Raw genomic sequence first — 17,151 nt, forward strand, 5'->3', positions numbered from 1 at the left:
ACTGGGCCGACCCTCAGGTGGCGCTGCCTGCCTACGCGTCGGCCGGTGCCGCCGGGGCGGACATCCGTGCGAACCTTCCCGAGCGCGACCGCGCGGCGGGTCTCGTGCTGGCGCCCATGGAGCGGCGAGTGGTGCCGACGGGGCTCCGCATCGAGATCCCGGAGGGTTTCGAAGTGCAGATCCGCCCGCGCTCCGGCCTTGCGCTGCGGCACGGGATCTCGCTCCCGAACACGCCCGGGACAATCGACAGCGACTATCGCGGACCCTTGGGCGTGCTCCTCGTCAACCTCGGGGCGGAGCCCGTCGTCATCGCCCACGGCGAGCGGATCGCACAGATGATCGTGGCGCCGGTCGTACAGGCCGAGTTCGCAGAGGCGGCGGCGCTCGGCGAGACGGCGCGGGGCGCCGGCGGCTTCGGCTCCACGGGACGGGGGTGAAGTTCCGGTGACGGTATTCCTGACGGCCCTCGCGCTTCTCGCCCTCGGATGGGGCCTCAGACTGCCGGTGCGACTGGTGGCGCTGATGCTGGCGGTACTCTGGGCGGCCACCCTTCTCGCGCATCTGGTGTTGCCGGAGGGCCACGCACTTGCCCGGGCGTTGGGTGGCGATGCCCGCGTCTGGGGGGGGGGGGGGGGGGGGGCGGCGCTCGCCTTCGGCTACCGCCACGGGCTCCTCGCGCTGCGGAACCGGGCCATGCCCGCGCCGGAAGCCTCGGGGAAGGGAGCGTTCTCCGACGCCGAGCTTGACCGCTACGCGCGCCACATCGTGCTGCGCGAGGTCGGCGGCATGGGCCAGCGCCGGCTGAAGGAGGCGAGGGTCCTGGTGGTGGGGGCGGGCGGGCTCGGCTCGCCCGCGCTCCTCTACCTTGCCGCGGCAGGCGTCGGCACGATCGGGGTCATCGACGACGACACAGTGTCGTCGTCGAACCTGCAGCGGCAGGTGATCCACACCGATGCGCGGATCGGGATGCCGAAGGTCTTCTCCGCCGAGGCGGCGATGAAGGCACTCAATCCCTACATCACGGTGCGACCCTACAACCGCCGTCTGACGGAGGCCGAGGCGCCGGTACTCTTCGCCGACCACGACCTCATCCTCGACGGGTCCGACAATCTCGACACGCGCTACATGGTGAATGCGGCCGCCGTGGCGGCGGGCAAGCCGCTCATCTCTGCCGCGATCACCCAGTGGGAGGGGCAGATCAGCCTCTACGACCCGGCGCGCGGCGCGCCCTGCTATGCCTGCATCTTCCCCGAACGTCCCGCCGACGGGCTGGCACCCTCCTGCGCGGTGGCGGGCGTGATGGGGGCGCTGCCGGGCGTGATCGGCGCGCTGATGGCGGTCGAGGCGATCAAGGAGATCACCGGGGCGGGAGAGGGCCTGCGCGGCCGGATGCTGATCTACGACGCGCTTTACGGCGAGAGCCGGCAGATCGCGCTTCGGCGCAGCCAGTCCTGTCCCGTCTGCGGAGGGTGATCGGGGCCTTCCCGGGGGGCCGGCCGCGGGCGGGAGCTTTTTTCGGACGGGAGGTGCCGGCGGGTGCTGGCCTTCGGCCGGACCTGTGCCTAGCCTTCGGGCCAAAGGAGACCACGATGACCAATCCGCTGCTTGAGCCCTTCGCCGGCGAATTCGCCCTGCCGCCCTTCGACCGGATCGAGGACTCGCATTTCGCGCCTGCCTTCGATGCGGCGCTGACCGAAGCGCGGGCGAACATCGCGGCGATCGCCGCGAACCCCGAGGCACCGAGCTTCGCCAACACGATCGAGGCGCTCGAACTGGCGGAGGAGACGCTGAACCGTGTCGGCGGCGTCTTCTGGAACCTTTCCGGGGCGGATTCCACGCCAGCGCGGCAGGCGCTGGAGCGGGAGCTTGCGCCGAAGCTGGCGGCCTTCTCCTCCGAGGTGACGATGAACGCAGAACTCTTCGCGCGCATCGATGCGCTCTGGCAGGCGTGCGCGGGGCTTGCCCTCACGGCCGAGCAGCAGCGGGTGCTGGAGCTTTACCGGCGCATGTTCGTCCGCGCAGGGGCGGCGCTGGACGAGGCGGGACGCCGGCGCATGGCCGCGATAAAGGAACGGCTTGCGGTCCTGTCGACCGCCTTTTCGCAGAACGTCCTCGCCGAGGAGCGGGACTGGGTGTTGCCGCTCTCCGACGCCGATCTGGAGGGTTTGCCCGATTTCGTCGCCGCCGCCGCGAGGGCCGCGGCCACGGAGCGGGGACTGGCGGGTCATGTGCTGACGCTGAACCGATCCCTTGTCGTGCCCTTCCTCCAGTTCTCGCCCCGCCGCGACATCAGGGAGCGGGCCTACGAGGCCTGGGTGGCACGCGGCGCGAACGGTGGGGCGACCGACAACCGCACCATCGCGGCCGAGATCCTGACGCTGCGCGAGGAGAGGGCGCGACTCCTTGGCTACGAGAGCTTCGCCGCCTACAAGCTCGAGCCCGAGATGGCGAAGACGCCCGCGACCGTCCGCGACCTCCTGATGCGGGTGTGGAAGCCGGCGCGGGAAAGGGCGCTCGCCGATGCCGCGACCCTCACCGCGATGATGCATGCCGACGGGATCAACGGCGATCTCGAACCCTGGGACTGGCGGTATTATTCCGAAAAGCGGCGGCTTGCGGAACACGACCTCGACGAGGGCGAGCTCAAGCCCTACTTCGGGCTCGACGCGATGATCGGCGCGGCCTTCGACACCGCGCACCGGCTTTTCGGGCTGGAGTTCCGCCCCCTCGATCTGCCGCTCTACCACACGGACGTGCGGGCCTGGGAGGTGACGCGGGACGGGCGCCACATCGCCGTTTTTCTCGGCGACTACTTCGCCCGGCCCTCGAAACGCTCCGGCGCCTGGTGCTCGGCGATGCGCGAACAGCGCAGGCTCGGCGGCGAGCAGCGGCCGATCGTGGTGAACGTCTGCAACTTCGCCCGCCCGGCAGAGGGTGGCCCGGCGCTGCTCTCCTGGGACGACGCGCGCACGCTCTTTCACGAATTCGGCCATGCGCTGCACCAGGTGCTGTCCGATCTGACCTATTCCTTCATTTCCGGAACATCCGTCGCAAGGGATTTCGTGGAACTGCCGAGCCAGCTCTACGAGCACTGGCTGGAGGTGCCGGACGTGCTCGACACCCACGCGCGCCATGTAACGACCGGCGCGCCGATGCCCGCGGACCTGCGCGACCGGCTTCTGGCGGCCCGCACCTACGACCAGGGCTTCGCAACGGTCGAATACGTGGCCTCGGCGCTCGTCGACCTCTCCTTCCACGAGGGCGCGGCGCCCGCCGATGCGATGGCGATGCAGGCGGCCGTGCTTGACGGGCTGGGCATGCCGCGGGCGATCCGGATGCGCCACGCGACGCCGCATTTCGCCCATGTCTTCGCCGGTGACGGATATTCCGCGGGCTACTACAGCTACATGTGGTCCGAGGTGATGGACGCCGATGCCTTCGACGCCTTCACCGAGGCGGGCGATCCCTTCGACGCGGAAACCGCCCGGCGGCTGGAGCGCCACATCCTGTCGGCCGGAGGATCGGCGGAGCCGGACCGGCTCTACACCGCTTTCCGGGGCCGGATGCCGGGGGTGGAGCCCTTGCTGCGCGGACGGGGCCTGTTGGACCCTGTCTGAAAAATTGCCCGGAAATTGTCCACCCGGCACATGCAATAGACACGGTTCGGTCAGAATTTGCCGCGATCCTGACCCGGAATTGGTGCGACCGGACCATGGGGTTCGGCGTGCACCGGAACCTGGGGAAGCCGGCACTTGGCGGGAACTGGCCGGACAACGGCGATCGCGTCCGCGGTCGCGCTCTGCCTTCTCGCGGGCAGCGGCGTTTCGGCGGCGACGATCATCACGGGGCCCGGCACGCCGGAGACCCTGATCCATGACGCACGCCTGACGGTCTCCTCCTCGCGCGCGGTCGCCCGCAGCGTTCCACCGGCGCCGGTCCGCAAGAGCTTCGTCGACAGGGCGGCAGTCGCCACCGTGCGCGTCGGATGCCTCGTCGCCGGAACGAGTGCGTCGAACGCGGTGGGGTCGAGCGTCGGCTATCTCTGGGTGGTGACGCGGTGCCTTGGCCACGCGGCTGGTCCGGTGCCGCCCGCCGAGCCCCTCCACCTCGCCAGTCTCTACCTTCCGCCGCCGCCTGCGCCCTACTGGCCCGCGCGCGGCGTGCCGACAATGCTGCCAGGACCCGGCGCCGGGGGCGGGGTTTCGCGCCCCTACCTGGCTCCGGTGCCCCTTCCCGCGGCCGGGTTCGCGTTGCCCGCTGCACTCGGCCTTCTCGTCGCGTTTCGGCTCCGGCGGCGCTGAGCGGACCTTTCCTTCGCCGCCGGGCGATGCAAGAGTGCGCGCATGACATCGGATTTCCTCATCGTCGGCGGCGGGATTGCCGGCGTTTCCGCCGCAGCGCGTCTGTCGCATCTGGGGCGGGTGACGCTCCTCGAGGCCGAGGACCATCTGGCGCACCATGCCTCCGGGCGGTCCGCCGCGCTCTACGAGCCGAACTACGGACTTGCCCCGGTGATCGCCCTGTCGCATGCGAGCGGCGATGGCCTCAGGGCGGCCGGCGTGCTGACGCCGCGCGGGCTCATGCTCCTGGGGGCCGAGGGCGAGGATGCGGTCTTCGCAGAGGAATGCCGCAATTTCGGGCTGGACGAGATTTCCCCCACCGAGGCGCGGGCGATCGTTCCGATACTCGGGCCGCGCGTTCGCCGTGCGGCGATCGCCGACCATGCCTGGGATATTGATACCGACCTCCTGATTCAGGGCTTCGCGCGCGAGGCGCGGGGCAACGGCGCCGAGATCCTGACCCGCGCCCGGGTCACCGGTATCCTGCGCGAGGGCGGCCACTGGCAGGTCACGACGGCGGCAGGCGCGCACTTCGCCGGCCTGCTCGTGAATGCGGCCGGTCCCTGGGCGGACGAAGTCGCGCGGATGGCCGGGGTGCGCCCCCTCGGCTTCACGCCCCTGCGCCGCTCCATGGCGCGCGTGCCCGCGCCGGACGGGCAGGACACGGCGCGCTGGCCGATGCTGATGGGCGCCGGCGAGACCTGGTATGCCAAGCCCGATGCCGGTGCGCTCATCGTCTCGCCGGCCGAGGAAGATGCGGCCGAACCGCACGACGCCTGGGCCGACGACATGGTCCTCGCCGAGGGGCTCGCCCGCTACGAGGATATGGTGACCGCCCCGGTGACGCGGCTTCTCGCCTCCTGGGCCGGTCTCAGGACCTTCGCGCCCGACCGGGTGCTGGTCATCGGCCCCGATCCGGAAGTTCCGTCGTTCTTCTGGGTCGCCGGGCAGGGCGGTTACGGCTTCCAGACCTCGGCCGCGGCAAGCGCGCTGGTCGGTGACCTTGTCGCCGGCCGGCCGCCTGTCCTCGACGCCGCGACCGTCTCGGCCCTTTCGCCGGCCCGGTTTCGGTGAGACACTCCCGGAAAACGGGAATCAGAGGGACAGGATGCGGGCGCTCCGCGCAGGGTTGATCGCGCTGACACTGGCCGCACTCGCGGCCTGCAGCGGGCCGGGGGATCGCGCGCGCGGCATCCCCGACCGGTTCCGCGACCTCGACCCCTACGACTGGCGGGGCATTACCCCGGCGCATCACTCCGTCCACGGCATCGACGTGTCGCGCTATCAGGGCGATATCGACTGGCACCGGGTCGCGCGCTCCGGTGTCTCCTTCGCGTTCCTCAAGGCGACCGAGGGCGGCGATCACACCGATCCGAGCTTTTCGGCGAACTGGCAGGGCGCGGCCCGGGCGGGTGTGCCTCGCGGCGCCTATCACTTCTTCTACCTCTGCCGCCCGGCGGCCGAACAGGCGGCCTGGTTCCTCGCCCATGTCCCGCGCGAGCAGGGTGCGTTGCCGCCAGTCCTCGACGTGGAGTGGAACCACGCCTCGCGCACCTGCCGGGCCCGGCCCGATCCGGCGTCGGTCCGAGCCGAGATCGCGACCTTCCAGCGCATCGTCGGCAACGCGATGGGCCAACGGCCGGTGATCTACACGACCGTCGACTTCTTCACCGAGAACGACCTGCGCCGGCTCGGGCAGGAGGAATTCTGGCTCCGCTCCGTCGCGGGCCACCCGCGCAAGACCTATCCGGGCCAGGACTGGAGCTTCTGGCAGTACACCGGCACCGGCGTCGTGCAGGGCGTGTCGGGCGCGGTGGATCTCAACGCCTTCGCGGGGTCCGAGGCGGACTGGGCGCGCTGGCGGGCGCGGCGCAGCCTCTGACGCCACGTCACATTCCGATTGTTGCATGTCTTGATCAAGGTCAAGGCCGCCGACGCGATTTCCTGCCATGGCCCGGGCAGACCAATTCGGAGGCCCCCATGAGCTACCTTGACGCCATCAACGAAACCCGCGCCGAACTCCGCGAGCTCTACAAGGCCGTGCCCGGCGCGACGCAGGGCTTCGCCACGCTCTCGAAGGCGGTGAAGGACAATGGCCCGCTCTCGCTGAAGGAAAAGGAATACGTCGCGCTCGGCATGGCGCTGGCGGTGCGGTGCTCGCCCTGCATCAACTTCCATGTGGAGGCGTTGATGAAGGCCGGCGCGACGCGCGAAGAGCTTGGCGACGTGCTCGCCATGGCGATCCAGATGGGCGGCGGCCCGACGCTGATGTACGCGGGCGAGGCGCTCGCCTGCTGGGACGAACTCGCAGCGAAGGCCAACCGGTGAGCGGCACGACGGACGTCGGCTTCCGTCGTGCATGAACTCGGGGATCAGGGGAAAGGAGCGTCCCATGACGCGGATACTTTCGATGCTGGTGGCGGTGGTCGTCGGGGCCGGCGCTGCGGTCGCGCAGCAGGCGATTCCGGGGGCCTATTTCATCGAGCAATGGGATGGCGACGGCGATGGCCGGGTGACACCCGAGGAGGCGCGCCAGAAACGCGCGGACGTCTTCGGGATGTTTGACCAGAACGAGGATGATCTTTTGCAGCCCGCCGAATGGGCGATGATCGCCGACCACCTCGCCGCCGAAAATGCGGCCCAGGGTCAGGGGCTGGCCAAGGGCATGGGGCAGGGCCCCGGCACGAAGGTGCGCGAGGCGATGCAGCCGCCCTTCAACGATCTGGACGGCGACGGCGAGGTCACATCGCGGGAATTCACCGAAGCGACCGACAAGCTCTTCTCGGCGCTCGACCGGAACGGCGACGGGCTTCTGACCGTGGACGATCTCGGCCGCGGCTGACGGCCCCGAGGGGCCGACATCCGGCCCCCCCCCTGGCATCACGGCCTCTCAACCGTCCTGACGGATGCGCACGTTGGCCGGATCGAAGGGGCTGTCCTCCACGACTTCGGCATCCCATTCCTTCAGGAGCATCCGCACCTTCAGCTTCGTGCCGACGGCGGCAAGATCGGGGCGGACATAGCCCATGCCGATCTGCTTGCCGAACGCCACCGACCAGCCGCCCGAGGTCAGGCGCCCGATCTTCTCGCCGTTCAGGAGAAGCGCCTCCTTGCCCCAGGGATCGGTGTCCGACGGCCCGTCGATCAGAAGCGTCACGCACATCGCGCGGATGCCGGTCGCCACCATCGCGCCCTTGCCACGGAAGTCCTTCGACATGTCGACGAAGCGCGGCAGCCCAGCTTCCAGCGGGGTCGCGTCGCGGCCAAGCTCGGTCCCGAAGGCGCGATAGCTCTTCTCCTGCCTGAGCCAGTTCTGCGCCCGCGCGCCGACCAGCTTCATGCCGTGTTTCGCGCCCGCCTCGACCAGCTGATCCCAGAGGTAGCGCCCCATCTCGACCGGATGATGCAGTTCCCAGCCAAGCTCGCCGGTATAGGCCACGCGGATCGCGTTGACCGGGCACATGCCAAGCTCGATCCTGCGGGCCGACAGCCAGGGGAAGCGCTTGTTCGAGAGCACCGTTGCCGGATCGGCGTCCTTCACGATCTCCTTCAGGATGTCGCGCGATTTCGGCCCGGCGATGGCGAAAACGCCCCACTGGGTGGTGACGTCGTGGATGTCGATATGGCCGCCGCCATTCGCCATGAAGTCCTCGGCGGATTTCTTCAGGTAATCGGCATCATAAGCGGTCCAGGCCCCGGCGGAGACGAGATAGTAGTCGTTCTCGCCGTTGCGGACGATCGTGTATTCGGTCCGTGTGGTCCCGGCATCCGTCAGCGCATAGGTCAGGTTGATCCGCCCGACCTTCGGCAGCGCGTTGCAGGTGAACCAGTCGAGGAAAGCCGTCGCGCCCGGTCCGCGCACGATGTGCTTGGTGAAGGCCGAGGCGTCGATCAGGCCGGCGGTCTCACGGATCGCCCTGGCCTCATCGACGGCATATTGCCACCACGCGCCGCGCCGGAATGAGCGTGAGTCGTGGTCGAACGACGCAGGCGCATCCTTCGGGCCGTAGTAGTTCGGGCGCTCCCAGCCGTTCACCTGGCCCATCTGGGCGCCCGCCGCCTTCTGGCGGTCATAGGCGGGCGCGGTCCGCAGCGGGCGGGCCGCTTCGCGCTCTTCATCCGGGTGGTGCAGGATGAAGACGTGCTCGTAGCACTCCTCGTTCTTGCGCGCCGCGTATTCGGTCGTCATCCAGCCGCCATAGCGCTTGGGGTCGAGGCTCGCCATGTCGATCTCGGCCTCGCCCTCGACCATCATCTGGGCGAGGTAATAGCCGGTGCCGCCGGCGGCGGTGATGCCGAAGCTGAAACCCTCGGCCAGCCACATGTTGCGCAGGCCGGGCGCGGGGCCGACGAGGGGGTTGCCGTCGGGTGTATAGCAGATCGGGCCGTTGAAATCGTCCTTGAGGCCCACGGTCTCGGACGAGGGCAGGCGGTGGATCATCGACATGTATTCTTCCTCGATCCGCTCGAGGTCGAGCGGGAAGAGGTCGGCGCGGAAGCTTTCCGGCACGTCGTAGAGGAAGCGGGCGGGGGCGCCCCGCTCATAGGGGCCGAGAATCCAGCCGCCGCGCTCCTCGCGGACATACCACTTGGCGTCGGCGTCGCGCAGCACCGGATGCTCGGGGTTTCCTGCGGCACGCCAGGCCTGAAGCGCGGGGTCGGGCTCGGTAACGATATACTGGTGCTCGACCGGGATCGCGGGGATCCGGATGCCCAGAAGCCGGGCGGTGCGCTGGGCATGGTTGCCGGTCGCGGTCACCACATGCTCGGCGGTGATGACGACCTTTTCGTCGGAAGGGACCAGGTTGCCGCCCTTCTCCACCATCTTCGAACAGGTGACCCGCCATTCCGAACCGGTCCATTCATACCCGTCGACCTGCCACTTCCGCTCGATCGTCACGCCATGCTGGCGCGCGCCCTTGGCCATCGCCTGGGTCACGTCGGCGGGGTTGATGTAGCCGTCCTGCGGATGGAAGAGCGCGCCCTTGAGGTCCTCGGTGCGCAGGAGCGGCCAGCGCTCCTTCATTTCCTTCGGCGTCAGGAACTCGTGATGGACGCCAGCAGTCTCGGCAACCGACGAATAAAGCATGTACTCGTCCATCCGCGCGTCGGTCTGCGCCATGCGCAGGTTGCCGACCACCGCGAAGCCCGCGTTCAGCCCTGTCTCGGCCTCGAGCGACTTGTAGAAATCGACCGAGTACTTGTGGATGTGGGTCGTCGCGTAGGACATGTTGAAGAGGGGCAGCAAGCCCGCCGCGTGCCAGGTCGAGCCCGAGGTCAACTCGTCCCGCTCCAGGAGCATCGTGTCCCAGCCGGCCTTGGCCAGATGATAGGCGATCCCGGTTCCGACGGCACCGCCGCCGACGACCAGGGCTTTGACATGGGTCTTCATCGGCCGACTCCCCGTATTCCGATCCATGTCCTATCTGCCAGAGCGGCCGGAATCCGGAAAGGTCAGCCCGACCTGTTCCGGTGGAAAAACGACATGCGCAGGTCTCGACCCGCGCCGCGGACAGGGCTACACCTGAGGCCGGAAACCACGGCGGAGGGGCGCATGGCACGCACGGTCATCATCGAGGCACACGGCGGACCCGAGGTCCTGAAACTCGTGGACCGCCCGGTGGGCGAGCCGGGACCGGGCCAGATCCGCATTCGGCAGATGGCGGCCGGGATCAACTTCATCGACGTCTATCAGCGTAGCGGGCTTTACAAGATGACTCTTCCCGCGGCCCTCGGGATGGAGGCGGCGGGCGTCGTCGAGGCGGTGGGCGGGGGGGTGGCGCACCTGAAGCCGGGCGATCGTGCCGCCTATGCCAGCCAGCCGCCCGGCGCCTATGCCGAGGCGCGGGTGATGCCCGCCGCCCAGGTCTGCCGGCTCCCGGACGGCATCGCGTTCGACACCGCCGCAGCGATGATGCTGAAGGGCCTGACGGTCGATTACCTCTTCAACCGGACGACGCCACTCTCGCGCGGCGACTGGGTGCTCTTTCATGCCGCCGCCGGCGGCGTCGGGCTCATCGCCTGCCAGTGGGCGCGGTCCGAGGGGATCAACCTCATCGCCACGGCCGGATCGGACGAGAAGTGCCGGATGGCGCTCGACCACGGCGCGGTGGCGGCAATCAACTACCGGTCCGGCGATTTCGTGAAGCAGGCGCGCGAGATCACCGGCGGCAGGGGCGTGGACGTTGTCATGGATTCGGTCGGCCGCGACACCTTCGACGGCTCGCTCGACTGCCTGCGGCCGCTCGGTATGATGATCAGTTTCGGAAATGCCTCGGGGCCCGTCCCGCCGGTCGACATCCTCACGCTCGCCGCGAAGGGCTCGCTGAAGATCACCCGGCCCACGGTCTTCACGCATATCACCGATCACGCCACCTGCCAGGAGATGGCGGGCCGGCTCTTCGGCAAGGTCCTGTCGGGCGCCGTGAAGGTCGAGATCGGCCGGCGCTACCCGCTTGCCGAGGTGGCCGAGGCGCATCGCGCGCTGGAGGCCCGCGCGACCACGGGTTCTACCGTGCTGACGCTCTGAGCGGTCAGCCGCCGCCGATGCTGCAGCGCTTGATGCTGCCTGCGACGGTGCAGTTTGCGCCGAGGCCGTTGACCCGGACCTCCGGCTTCGGACGGCTGGCGTCAGGGGCCGCGCCATCGGACTTGCCGCCCAGGAGACCGCCGATCAGGCCGAGAATGCCGCCCGCGCCGCGCGCGGTGGCAGATTGAGCCGAGGCTGCGGCCGCCGCGGGGATCGTGTCGGCAGGCTGCTGCATCAGCCGCGCGCGCATCACGGCGGCGGCGCCCTCGGTCAGCTTTCCCTGCTGCACGCCGAGGTCGAGCGCCCGAAGCGCGATCAGCCGCTCGGCTTCGCCGGGAACGGTCGCGGGCGGAGGCTCGGTCGCACTGACCGCTGCGCGAGGCGCAGCCGGGGCAGCGGCGCCGGTAATCCGGCCCGACACCGTCCCGAAGTAGGCGGCCGCCGCGAAGGCGCCCGGCGCGGAACCGGCGCGCCGCGCCTGGTTGACGTAATCGACCGCCCCAACGGCGACCGCGGATATGACGACGAAGCCGCCCAGGAAAACTTTCGACATGGCATCCCCCGCCGTCCTGCACGCCCGCAGAATGCGCGGGAAAAGCGGCAGGAGCATGACCCGGTGCGGGTGTTTTCGCGGTTCAGAGCCGCGACAGCATCAGGCCGGCCGCGACGAGCGCGACGGCCGCGATGCGTCGGGCGGAGACGGGTTGCGCGGGCAGGCCGAAGGCGCCGAGATGGTCTAGGACGAGCCCCGCGATCATTTGGCCGAGGATGATCGCCGCGAGCGCCGTCAGCGCACCGGTAGTGCCGATCCCGCGGATCATGGCCCAGACATAGAAGGCGCCGAGAAGCCCGCCCGAGACCTGCCAGAGCGGCAGCCCGGCGAGCCGCGCGGCCGGCGCGGTGCCCGCGCTGGCCAGCGCCACGGCAAGGAGGACGGCGAAGCCCACGCCGAAGGACACGGCGGCGGCCGAAAGCGGACTGGCCAGGGACCGGCCAAGCGCGCCGTTGATCGGCGCCTGAACGGCCACGGCCGCCCCGCCCGCGCAAAGAAGCAGCAGCGCCCCGATCTGCCCGGCGGTCATGGGATCAGAGCATCCCGGGCACGACGAGGTCGGGCGGCCGGTGCCCGTCGGCGAAGGTCTTGATGTTGATGATCACCTTCTCACCCATCTCGATCCGTCCCTCGATCGTGGCAGAGCCCATGTGCGGCAGCAGGACGACATTCGGCAGCGCGCGCAGGTCCGGGTTCACCTCGGCGCCGTGCTCGTAGACGTCGAGCCCCGCCCCCGCGATCTCGCCCGCGCGCAGCATCCGCGCCATCGCGTTTTCGTCGATCACCTCGCCGCGCGAGGTGTTGACGATCACCGACGTGGGTTTCATCAGCTTCAGCCGGCGCGCGTTCATCAGGTGGAAGGTGGAAGGCGTGTGCGGGCAGTTGACAGAGATCACGTCCATCCGCGCGACCATCTGGTCGAGGCTTTCCCAGTAGGTCGCGCCGACCTCGGCCTCCTGCTCGGGGCGCAGGCGCTTGCGGTTGTGATAGTGGATCTGCATCCCGAAAGCCTGTGCGCGGCGCGCGACTGCGGTGCCGATGCGCCCCATCCCGAGGATGCCGAGCCGCCGTCCGCCAACTCGCCCGCCGAGGTTGGCCATGGGCGACCACCCCTGCCATACCCCGGCCTGCATCAGGGCGAGACCCTCGGGGATCCGCCGTGTAACCCCCAGGATCAGTGCCATCACCATGTCGGCGGTGTCCTCGGTCACCACGCCGGGGGTATTCGACACGAGGATCCCGCGCTGGCGCGCGCTTGCGACGTCGATGTGATCGACGCCCGCGCCGTAGTTGGCGATGAGCTTCAGCCGCCCGCCGGCCTGCGCCAGCATGTTGGCGTCGATCTGATCGGTCAGGCAGGGGACGATCACGTCGGCGCGCTTTATCGCGGCGACGAGGTCCTCGCGGGTCATCCGGAGATCGGGGTCGCGGAGTTCGACTTCGAACAACTCGCGCATTCGCGTCTCCACGACCTCGGGCAGGCGTCGCGTCACGACAACACTCAGACGCTCAGATCCCATCGGGCCGATCTCCTCTCTTCCAACGGCGTGTCCCACTTGGCAAACTACGGGTCGAAGCGGGGCGGCGACAAGTCCCGAAAGGCGCGAACCGCGCAGTCGGAAGAAAATACAGGCAAACCATGAAACCACCTGGGTTCGGACGTCGGCTCTGCCGCCATCTCCTCCTCGCGGCCGCCGGCGCAGTCGTGGCCGCGGGTGCGCTGCGGGCGGCCGACACTCCGTCCGCGGCCGCAGCAACTGCCACCGCCGTGACCCGCGGACCGGTCACGAACATGCCCCTGCCGCGCTTCGTCTCGCTCAAGGCCGCGGAGGGCAACGTGCGCCGCGGCCCGAGCCTCGAACACCGGATCGACTGGGTGTTCCACCACCGCGACATGCCCCTGCGCGTCACGGCGGAGTTCGGCCACTGGCGGCGGGTGGAGGACAACGAGGGGCAGGGCGGGTGGATCTACTACACGCTCCTCTCCGGGGTCCGCACCGTTCTGATCGAGGCCGACGGCACGGCACTGCGGTCCCGACCCGACCCGGCCGCGCCCGTGGTGGCCGAGGCCCAGGCCGGCGTGATCGCCCGGCTCGGCGAATGCCAGCCCGACTGGTGCCGCGTCGTCGCCGGGGGGGAGAAGGGCTGGGTCGCCAAGGCCGCGCTCTGGGGCGTCGCGCCGGACGAGCTCCGCGACTAGGCGCGGCGCCGCGCACGGTTGCGCCGGCGAACGGCCCTGCTAGAACCGGCATTCAGGATCATGGCGCAGCACCAGACCTCGCTCAATCTGTCGGCCGGCATCGCCTCCGTGGCGGTGGCGCTGACGCTCGTCGGGCTGAAGCTCTGGGCGCTCGGCACCACGGCCTCGCTCTCGGTCGCGGCCTCGCTCGCCGACAGTGCGCTCGACCTCATGATGTCGGCTGGTGGCCTCGCCGCCATTCTCTACGCCGCCCGGCCAGCCGACGAGGACCACGCTTTCGGCCACACATCGGTCGAGGACCTCGCCGCGCTGGCGCAATCGGTCTTCATCCTGGTCTCCGGGGCGGTGATCGGCTGGACCGCGCTGGCGCGGCTTCTCAGCGACGCGCCAGCTCAACTCGCCGGCGAGGGCGGCGGGATCGTCGCGATGGCCGTCTCGATTGTGCTCACCCTCGCGCTCGTGCTCTGGCAGCGGCGCGTGGCGCGGGTGACGGGCAGCAAGGTCGTCGCCGCCGACTCGCTCCACTACCTCTCCGATCTTCTGCCCTCGATCGGCGCCATCGCCGCGCTCTGGGTCTCGCGGCGGTTCGGAATCGGCCAGGTGGACAGCGTGGTGGCGCTCGCCGCGGCGTTGATGCTCATCCTCGGCGCGCTCCGGATCGGCAAGGATGCCTGGGACGCGCTGATGGACCGCCGCGCCGATCCTGCCGTGATCGAGGGGATCGGCGCGATCGCGCGGACCTTCCCCGGCGTGCACGGCTTCCACGACCTGAAGACCCGGACCGCCGGAAGCCGGATCTTCGTGCATATCCATATCGAACTCGACGGCGACCAGACCCTGCGCGAGGCACATGCCATCGGCGCCGGCCTGCGGCGGAAGATCCTTGCCGCCTATCCGCAGTGCGACGTGATCGTGCACAAGGACGTGGCGGGCCCGGACTGATCGGCCCCGCGCCCGACCGGTCGCTCAGCCCTTCTGCACCGATTTCAGCTTGTCGATGCCGACCATCTTCATCATCGCCTTTTCGTAATAGGGCTCGCTCGTGCCCTTCTTGACCTTGCGGATGAAGTACTTCTCGAACGCGACCTTGGCGAGGTGGACCCATTTCCCCGAGGAGGCCCAGTTGACGTTCCGCGGTGGTATCTGCGGCTGGGCCACGAAGGCCACGCCGCTGTCGCCGAAGTCCGCGAGGCAGACCGCGTTCCAGGTCCCGACGTTGTCGGGTTCCTGCCCGCGCAGGATCTGGCCGAGATTGTGCGCGGTCGCCGTCACCATGCTCTCGATCATGAAGCCGGTCTTCGGCACGCCGCAGGGCACCGGGGTCGGGCCCATCGGTGGGATCGCCACGCAGACCCCGATCCCGAAGATGTTGCGGTACTTCGGGTTCTGCTGGTGCTCGTCGACGATGACGAAGCCGCGCGGGTTCACCAGCCCCTCGATCCCCATGATCGGCTTGATGCCGCGGAATGCGGGCAGCATCATCGCGAAGCCGAAGGGCAGTTCCTTCTCGGCCTTCACGCTGCCGTCGTCGTTGACCTCCTCGACCACCATCTTCCCCTGCTCGACGCGTTTGACGCGCGTCGAGGTCAGCCACTTGACGTGCTTCTCGCGCATCTCCGACTCAAGGAGGCCCTTGGTGTCGCCCACGCCGTCGAGGCCGAGGTGGCCGATATAGGGCTCAGAGGTGACGAAGGTCATCGGCACCTTGTCGCGGATCTTGCGGCGGCGCAGTTCGGTTTCCAGGATGAAGGTGAATTCGTAGGCCGGGCCGAAGCACGACGCCCCCTGAACCGCTCCGACGATGATCGGCCCCGGCTTCTTGCAGAAGTCCTCGAAGGCGTCCCATGCCTTCTCGGCATGGTCCACATGGCAGACCGACTGGGTGTGTCCGCCATGCGGCCCGAGGCCCTCGATCTCGTCGAATGCCAGTTCCGGTCCGGTGGCGATGATGAGGTAATCGTAGTCGATCGTCGTGCCATCGACGAGCGCGACGCGGTTTTCCTCCGGATTCAGTTTTTCGGCGGCAACGGTCGTGAAGGCGATCCCCTTGTTCCGCATGGTCTCGGCCAGATCGACGGTGATGTCGTCGCGCTTGCGCCAGCCCACGGCGACCCAGGGGTTGGAGGGCACGAAGTGGTACGCCGGGTCCTTGGTCACCACGGTGATGCGGTCTTCCTTGCGAATCTGATCGGCCAGTTCATAGGCCATGATCGACCCGCCGAGCCCGGCCCCGAGAATTACGATATGCGCCATGCCAGTCCTCCCAGGGCAATGCCGCCGGCCCCCGCCGCAGAATCGCATTGCCGAGTCGCATTCATATATAGTTTTCGGAATACGTTTATGATCTGTGTCAAAGAGGCGCAGGCCGGGGGCCAAATGCAGACGGCCCCGCCCCGAGGTGGGGGCGGGGCCGTCCGGTCCGCCGAAGCGGGCCTACTTCGGAATCTCGCCGGTGATTCCCTCGACGAAGAAGTTCATGCCCAGAAGGTCGCCGTCCGGCGCGGTCTGACCCTCGGCCAGCCAATCGGAACCGTCCTGCTTCTTCAGGGGGCCGGTGAACGGGTGGTAGGTGCCGGCCGCGATCGCGTCGCGCAGCGCCTCGGCCTCGGCCTTGACTTCGGCGGGCACCGCATCGGTGATCTCGCCGATGAGGACCTCGCCGCCGGCGATCCCCTCCCAGGCGTCGGCCTGCTGATAGCTCCCGTCGAGCAGGGCGCCGACCCGTTTGATGTAGTACGGCCCCCAGTTGTCGATGATCGAGGAGACGCGGGGGCTGGGCTTGTATTCGGCCATGTCGGAGGCCTGGCCGAAGCCGATCACCTTGCCCCCGGTCTTTGCCGCCTCGGCCAGCACGGCGGTCGAGTCGGTGTGCGAGGCGATCACGTCCACGCCTTGGTCGATCAGCGCCTTTGCGGCGTCAGCCTCCTTGGCCGGGTCGAACCAGGTATAGGCCCAGACGACCGAAAGCTCGACGTTCGGGTTCACCTTCTTCGCATGGATGTAGTAGCTGTTGATCCCCATGATGACCTCGGGGATCGGGAAGGAGGCGATGTAGCCGATCTTGTTCGACTTGGTCATCCGCCCGGCGATCGTCCCCTGCACCGCGCGGCCCTCGTAGAAGCGGGCGTTGTAGGTGGAGACGTTCGGGTGGTCGCGCTTGAAGCCGGTGGCGTGCTCGAACTTCACGTCCGGAAACTTTGCGGCCACGGCGTTCGTGGCGTCCATGTAGCCGAACGAGGTGGTGAAGATGATGTTGCAGCCCGACAGCGCCATCTGCGTCAGCACGCGCTCGGCGTCCGCGCCCTCGGGCACGCTTTCCTGATACGCGGTCTCGACCTTGTCGCCGAATTCCGCCTCGACCTGCTTCAGGCCCTCGTGGTGCTGGAAGGTCCAGCCGCCGTCGCCGATCGGTCCGACGTAGACGAAGCAGGCCTTCACCTTGCCCATCTGCGCCTCGGCCGTGCCGGAAAGCGCGATGAGTCCCATCGCGGCCGTGGCCAGTAGCGTTCTTCTTTTCATTCCCTCTCTC

At 68.9% G+C, this 17,151-nt stretch carries 17 protein-coding genes; 11 read left to right on the plus strand and 6 right to left on the minus strand.

The window, feature by feature from the left end:
* From dut to ACMUOO_RS07180, 8 genes are all read left to right on the plus strand, one after another.
* Nucleotides 1-437, plus strand: a 437-nt coding sequence (gene dut / locus ACMUOO_RS07145) for a dUTP diphosphatase (RefSeq protein WP_413854970.1), incomplete at its 5' end; no start/stop codon positions are given.
* A gap of 7 nt (nucleotides 438-444) precedes the next feature.
* A complete protein-coding gene (locus ACMUOO_RS07150; RefSeq protein ID WP_413854971.1) occupies nucleotides 445-1,473 on the plus strand; it encodes a HesA/MoeB/ThiF family protein in 1,029 nt (342 codons plus the stop codon).
* A 116-nt stretch (nucleotides 1,474-1,589) separates the two neighbouring features.
* Nucleotides 1,590-3,617 (plus strand): M3 family metallopeptidase, encoded by a 2,028-nt coding sequence (locus tag ACMUOO_RS07155; RefSeq protein WP_301918567.1) that lies wholly within the window; start codon nucleotides 1,590-1,592, stop codon nucleotides 3,615-3,617.
* A 135-nt stretch (nucleotides 3,618-3,752) separates the two neighbouring features.
* Nucleotides 3,753-4,301 carry a hypothetical protein gene (locus ACMUOO_RS07160; protein WP_301918566.1) on the plus strand — a complete coding sequence of 183 codons (549 nt, stop codon included), beginning with the start codon at nucleotides 3,753-3,755 and terminating at the stop codon, nucleotides 4,299-4,301.
* Between the two features lie 42 nt (nucleotides 4,302-4,343).
* The gene (locus tag ACMUOO_RS07165; protein WP_301918565.1) at nucleotides 4,344-5,414 is read left to right on the plus strand and encodes an NAD(P)/FAD-dependent oxidoreductase; all 1,071 of its coding nucleotides are present in this window, start codon (nucleotides 4,344-4,346) and stop codon (nucleotides 5,412-5,414) included.
* Nucleotides 5,415-5,448: 34 nt separating this feature from the next.
* The gene (locus tag ACMUOO_RS07170) at nucleotides 5,449-6,222 is read left to right on the plus strand and encodes a GH25 family lysozyme (RefSeq protein ID WP_301918564.1); all 774 of its coding nucleotides are present in this window, start codon (nucleotides 5,449-5,451) and stop codon (nucleotides 6,220-6,222) included.
* Between the two features lie 98 nt (nucleotides 6,223-6,320).
* A complete protein-coding gene (locus ACMUOO_RS07175; RefSeq protein WP_301918563.1) occupies nucleotides 6,321-6,668 on the plus strand; it encodes a carboxymuconolactone decarboxylase family protein in 348 nt (115 codons plus the stop codon).
* A gap of 64 nt (nucleotides 6,669-6,732) precedes the next feature.
* Nucleotides 6,733-7,182 (plus strand): calcium-binding protein, encoded by a 450-nt coding sequence (locus tag ACMUOO_RS07180; protein WP_301918562.1) that lies wholly within the window; start codon nucleotides 6,733-6,735, stop codon nucleotides 7,180-7,182.
* Nucleotides 7,183-7,230: 48 nt separating this feature from the next.
* Here the strand turns inward: ACMUOO_RS07180 and ACMUOO_RS07185 are convergent, their stop codons facing one another.
* Nucleotides 7,231-9,732 carry a GcvT family protein gene (locus tag ACMUOO_RS07185; protein WP_413854972.1) on the minus strand — a complete coding sequence of 834 codons (2,502 nt, stop codon included), beginning with the start codon at nucleotides 9,730-9,732 and terminating at the stop codon, nucleotides 7,231-7,233.
* A 162-nt stretch (nucleotides 9,733-9,894) separates the two neighbouring features.
* On the opposite strand from ACMUOO_RS07185, the gene ACMUOO_RS07190 reads away from it, so the two are divergent.
* The gene (locus tag ACMUOO_RS07190) at nucleotides 9,895-10,869 is read left to right on the plus strand and encodes a quinone oxidoreductase family protein (protein ID WP_301919655.1); all 975 of its coding nucleotides are present in this window, start codon (nucleotides 9,895-9,897) and stop codon (nucleotides 10,867-10,869) included.
* 4 nt (nucleotides 10,870-10,873) lie between these two features.
* On the opposite strand, the gene ACMUOO_RS07195 is transcribed toward ACMUOO_RS07190, so the two are convergent.
* The 3 genes from ACMUOO_RS07195 to ACMUOO_RS07205 form a co-directional block, all read right to left on the minus strand.
* A complete protein-coding gene (locus ACMUOO_RS07195) occupies nucleotides 10,874-11,422 on the minus strand; it encodes a hypothetical protein (protein ID WP_301919654.1) in 549 nt (182 codons plus the stop codon).
* Nucleotides 11,423-11,504: 82 nt separating this feature from the next.
* Complete coding sequence (locus ACMUOO_RS07200; RefSeq protein ID WP_301919653.1) at nucleotides 11,505-11,951, minus strand: DMT family transporter; 447 nt, start codon at nucleotides 11,949-11,951, stop codon at nucleotides 11,505-11,507.
* Between the two features lie 4 nt (nucleotides 11,952-11,955).
* Nucleotides 11,956-12,942, minus strand: a complete 987-nt coding sequence (locus tag ACMUOO_RS07205) for a 2-hydroxyacid dehydrogenase (RefSeq protein WP_301919652.1) — start codon at nucleotides 12,940-12,942, stop codon at nucleotides 11,956-11,958.
* Between the two features lie 119 nt (nucleotides 12,943-13,061).
* Here ACMUOO_RS07205 and ACMUOO_RS07210 point away from each other — a divergent pair, with 119 nt between their 5' ends.
* Both ACMUOO_RS07210 and ACMUOO_RS07215 read left to right on the plus strand, forming a co-directional pair.
* Nucleotides 13,062-13,622 (plus strand): SH3 domain-containing protein, encoded by a 561-nt coding sequence (locus ACMUOO_RS07210; protein ID WP_301919651.1) that lies wholly within the window; start codon nucleotides 13,062-13,064, stop codon nucleotides 13,620-13,622.
* A 60-nt stretch (nucleotides 13,623-13,682) separates the two neighbouring features.
* Entirely contained in the window at nucleotides 13,683-14,564 is an 882-nt protein-coding gene (locus tag ACMUOO_RS07215) for a cation diffusion facilitator family transporter (protein WP_301919650.1), read from the plus strand.
* Between the two features lie 24 nt (nucleotides 14,565-14,588).
* On the opposite strand, the gene ACMUOO_RS07220 is transcribed toward ACMUOO_RS07215, so the two are convergent.
* Together ACMUOO_RS07220 and ACMUOO_RS07225 are read right to left on the minus strand one after the other, a co-directional pair.
* Nucleotides 14,589-15,875, minus strand: coding sequence for an NAD(P)/FAD-dependent oxidoreductase (locus ACMUOO_RS07220; RefSeq protein ID WP_301919649.1), 1,287 nt, complete (start codon nucleotides 15,873-15,875; stop codon nucleotides 14,589-14,591).
* Between the two features lie 180 nt (nucleotides 15,876-16,055).
* Nucleotides 16,056-17,141, minus strand: coding sequence for a BMP family ABC transporter substrate-binding protein (locus ACMUOO_RS07225; protein WP_301919648.1), 1,086 nt, complete (start codon nucleotides 17,139-17,141; stop codon nucleotides 16,056-16,058).
* Nucleotides 17,142-17,151 lie beyond the last annotated feature (10 nt).

The organism is Albidovulum sp., from assembly GCF_041919395.1.
Classification (GTDB): Bacteria; Pseudomonadota; Alphaproteobacteria; order Rhodobacterales; family Rhodobacteraceae; genus Albidovulum.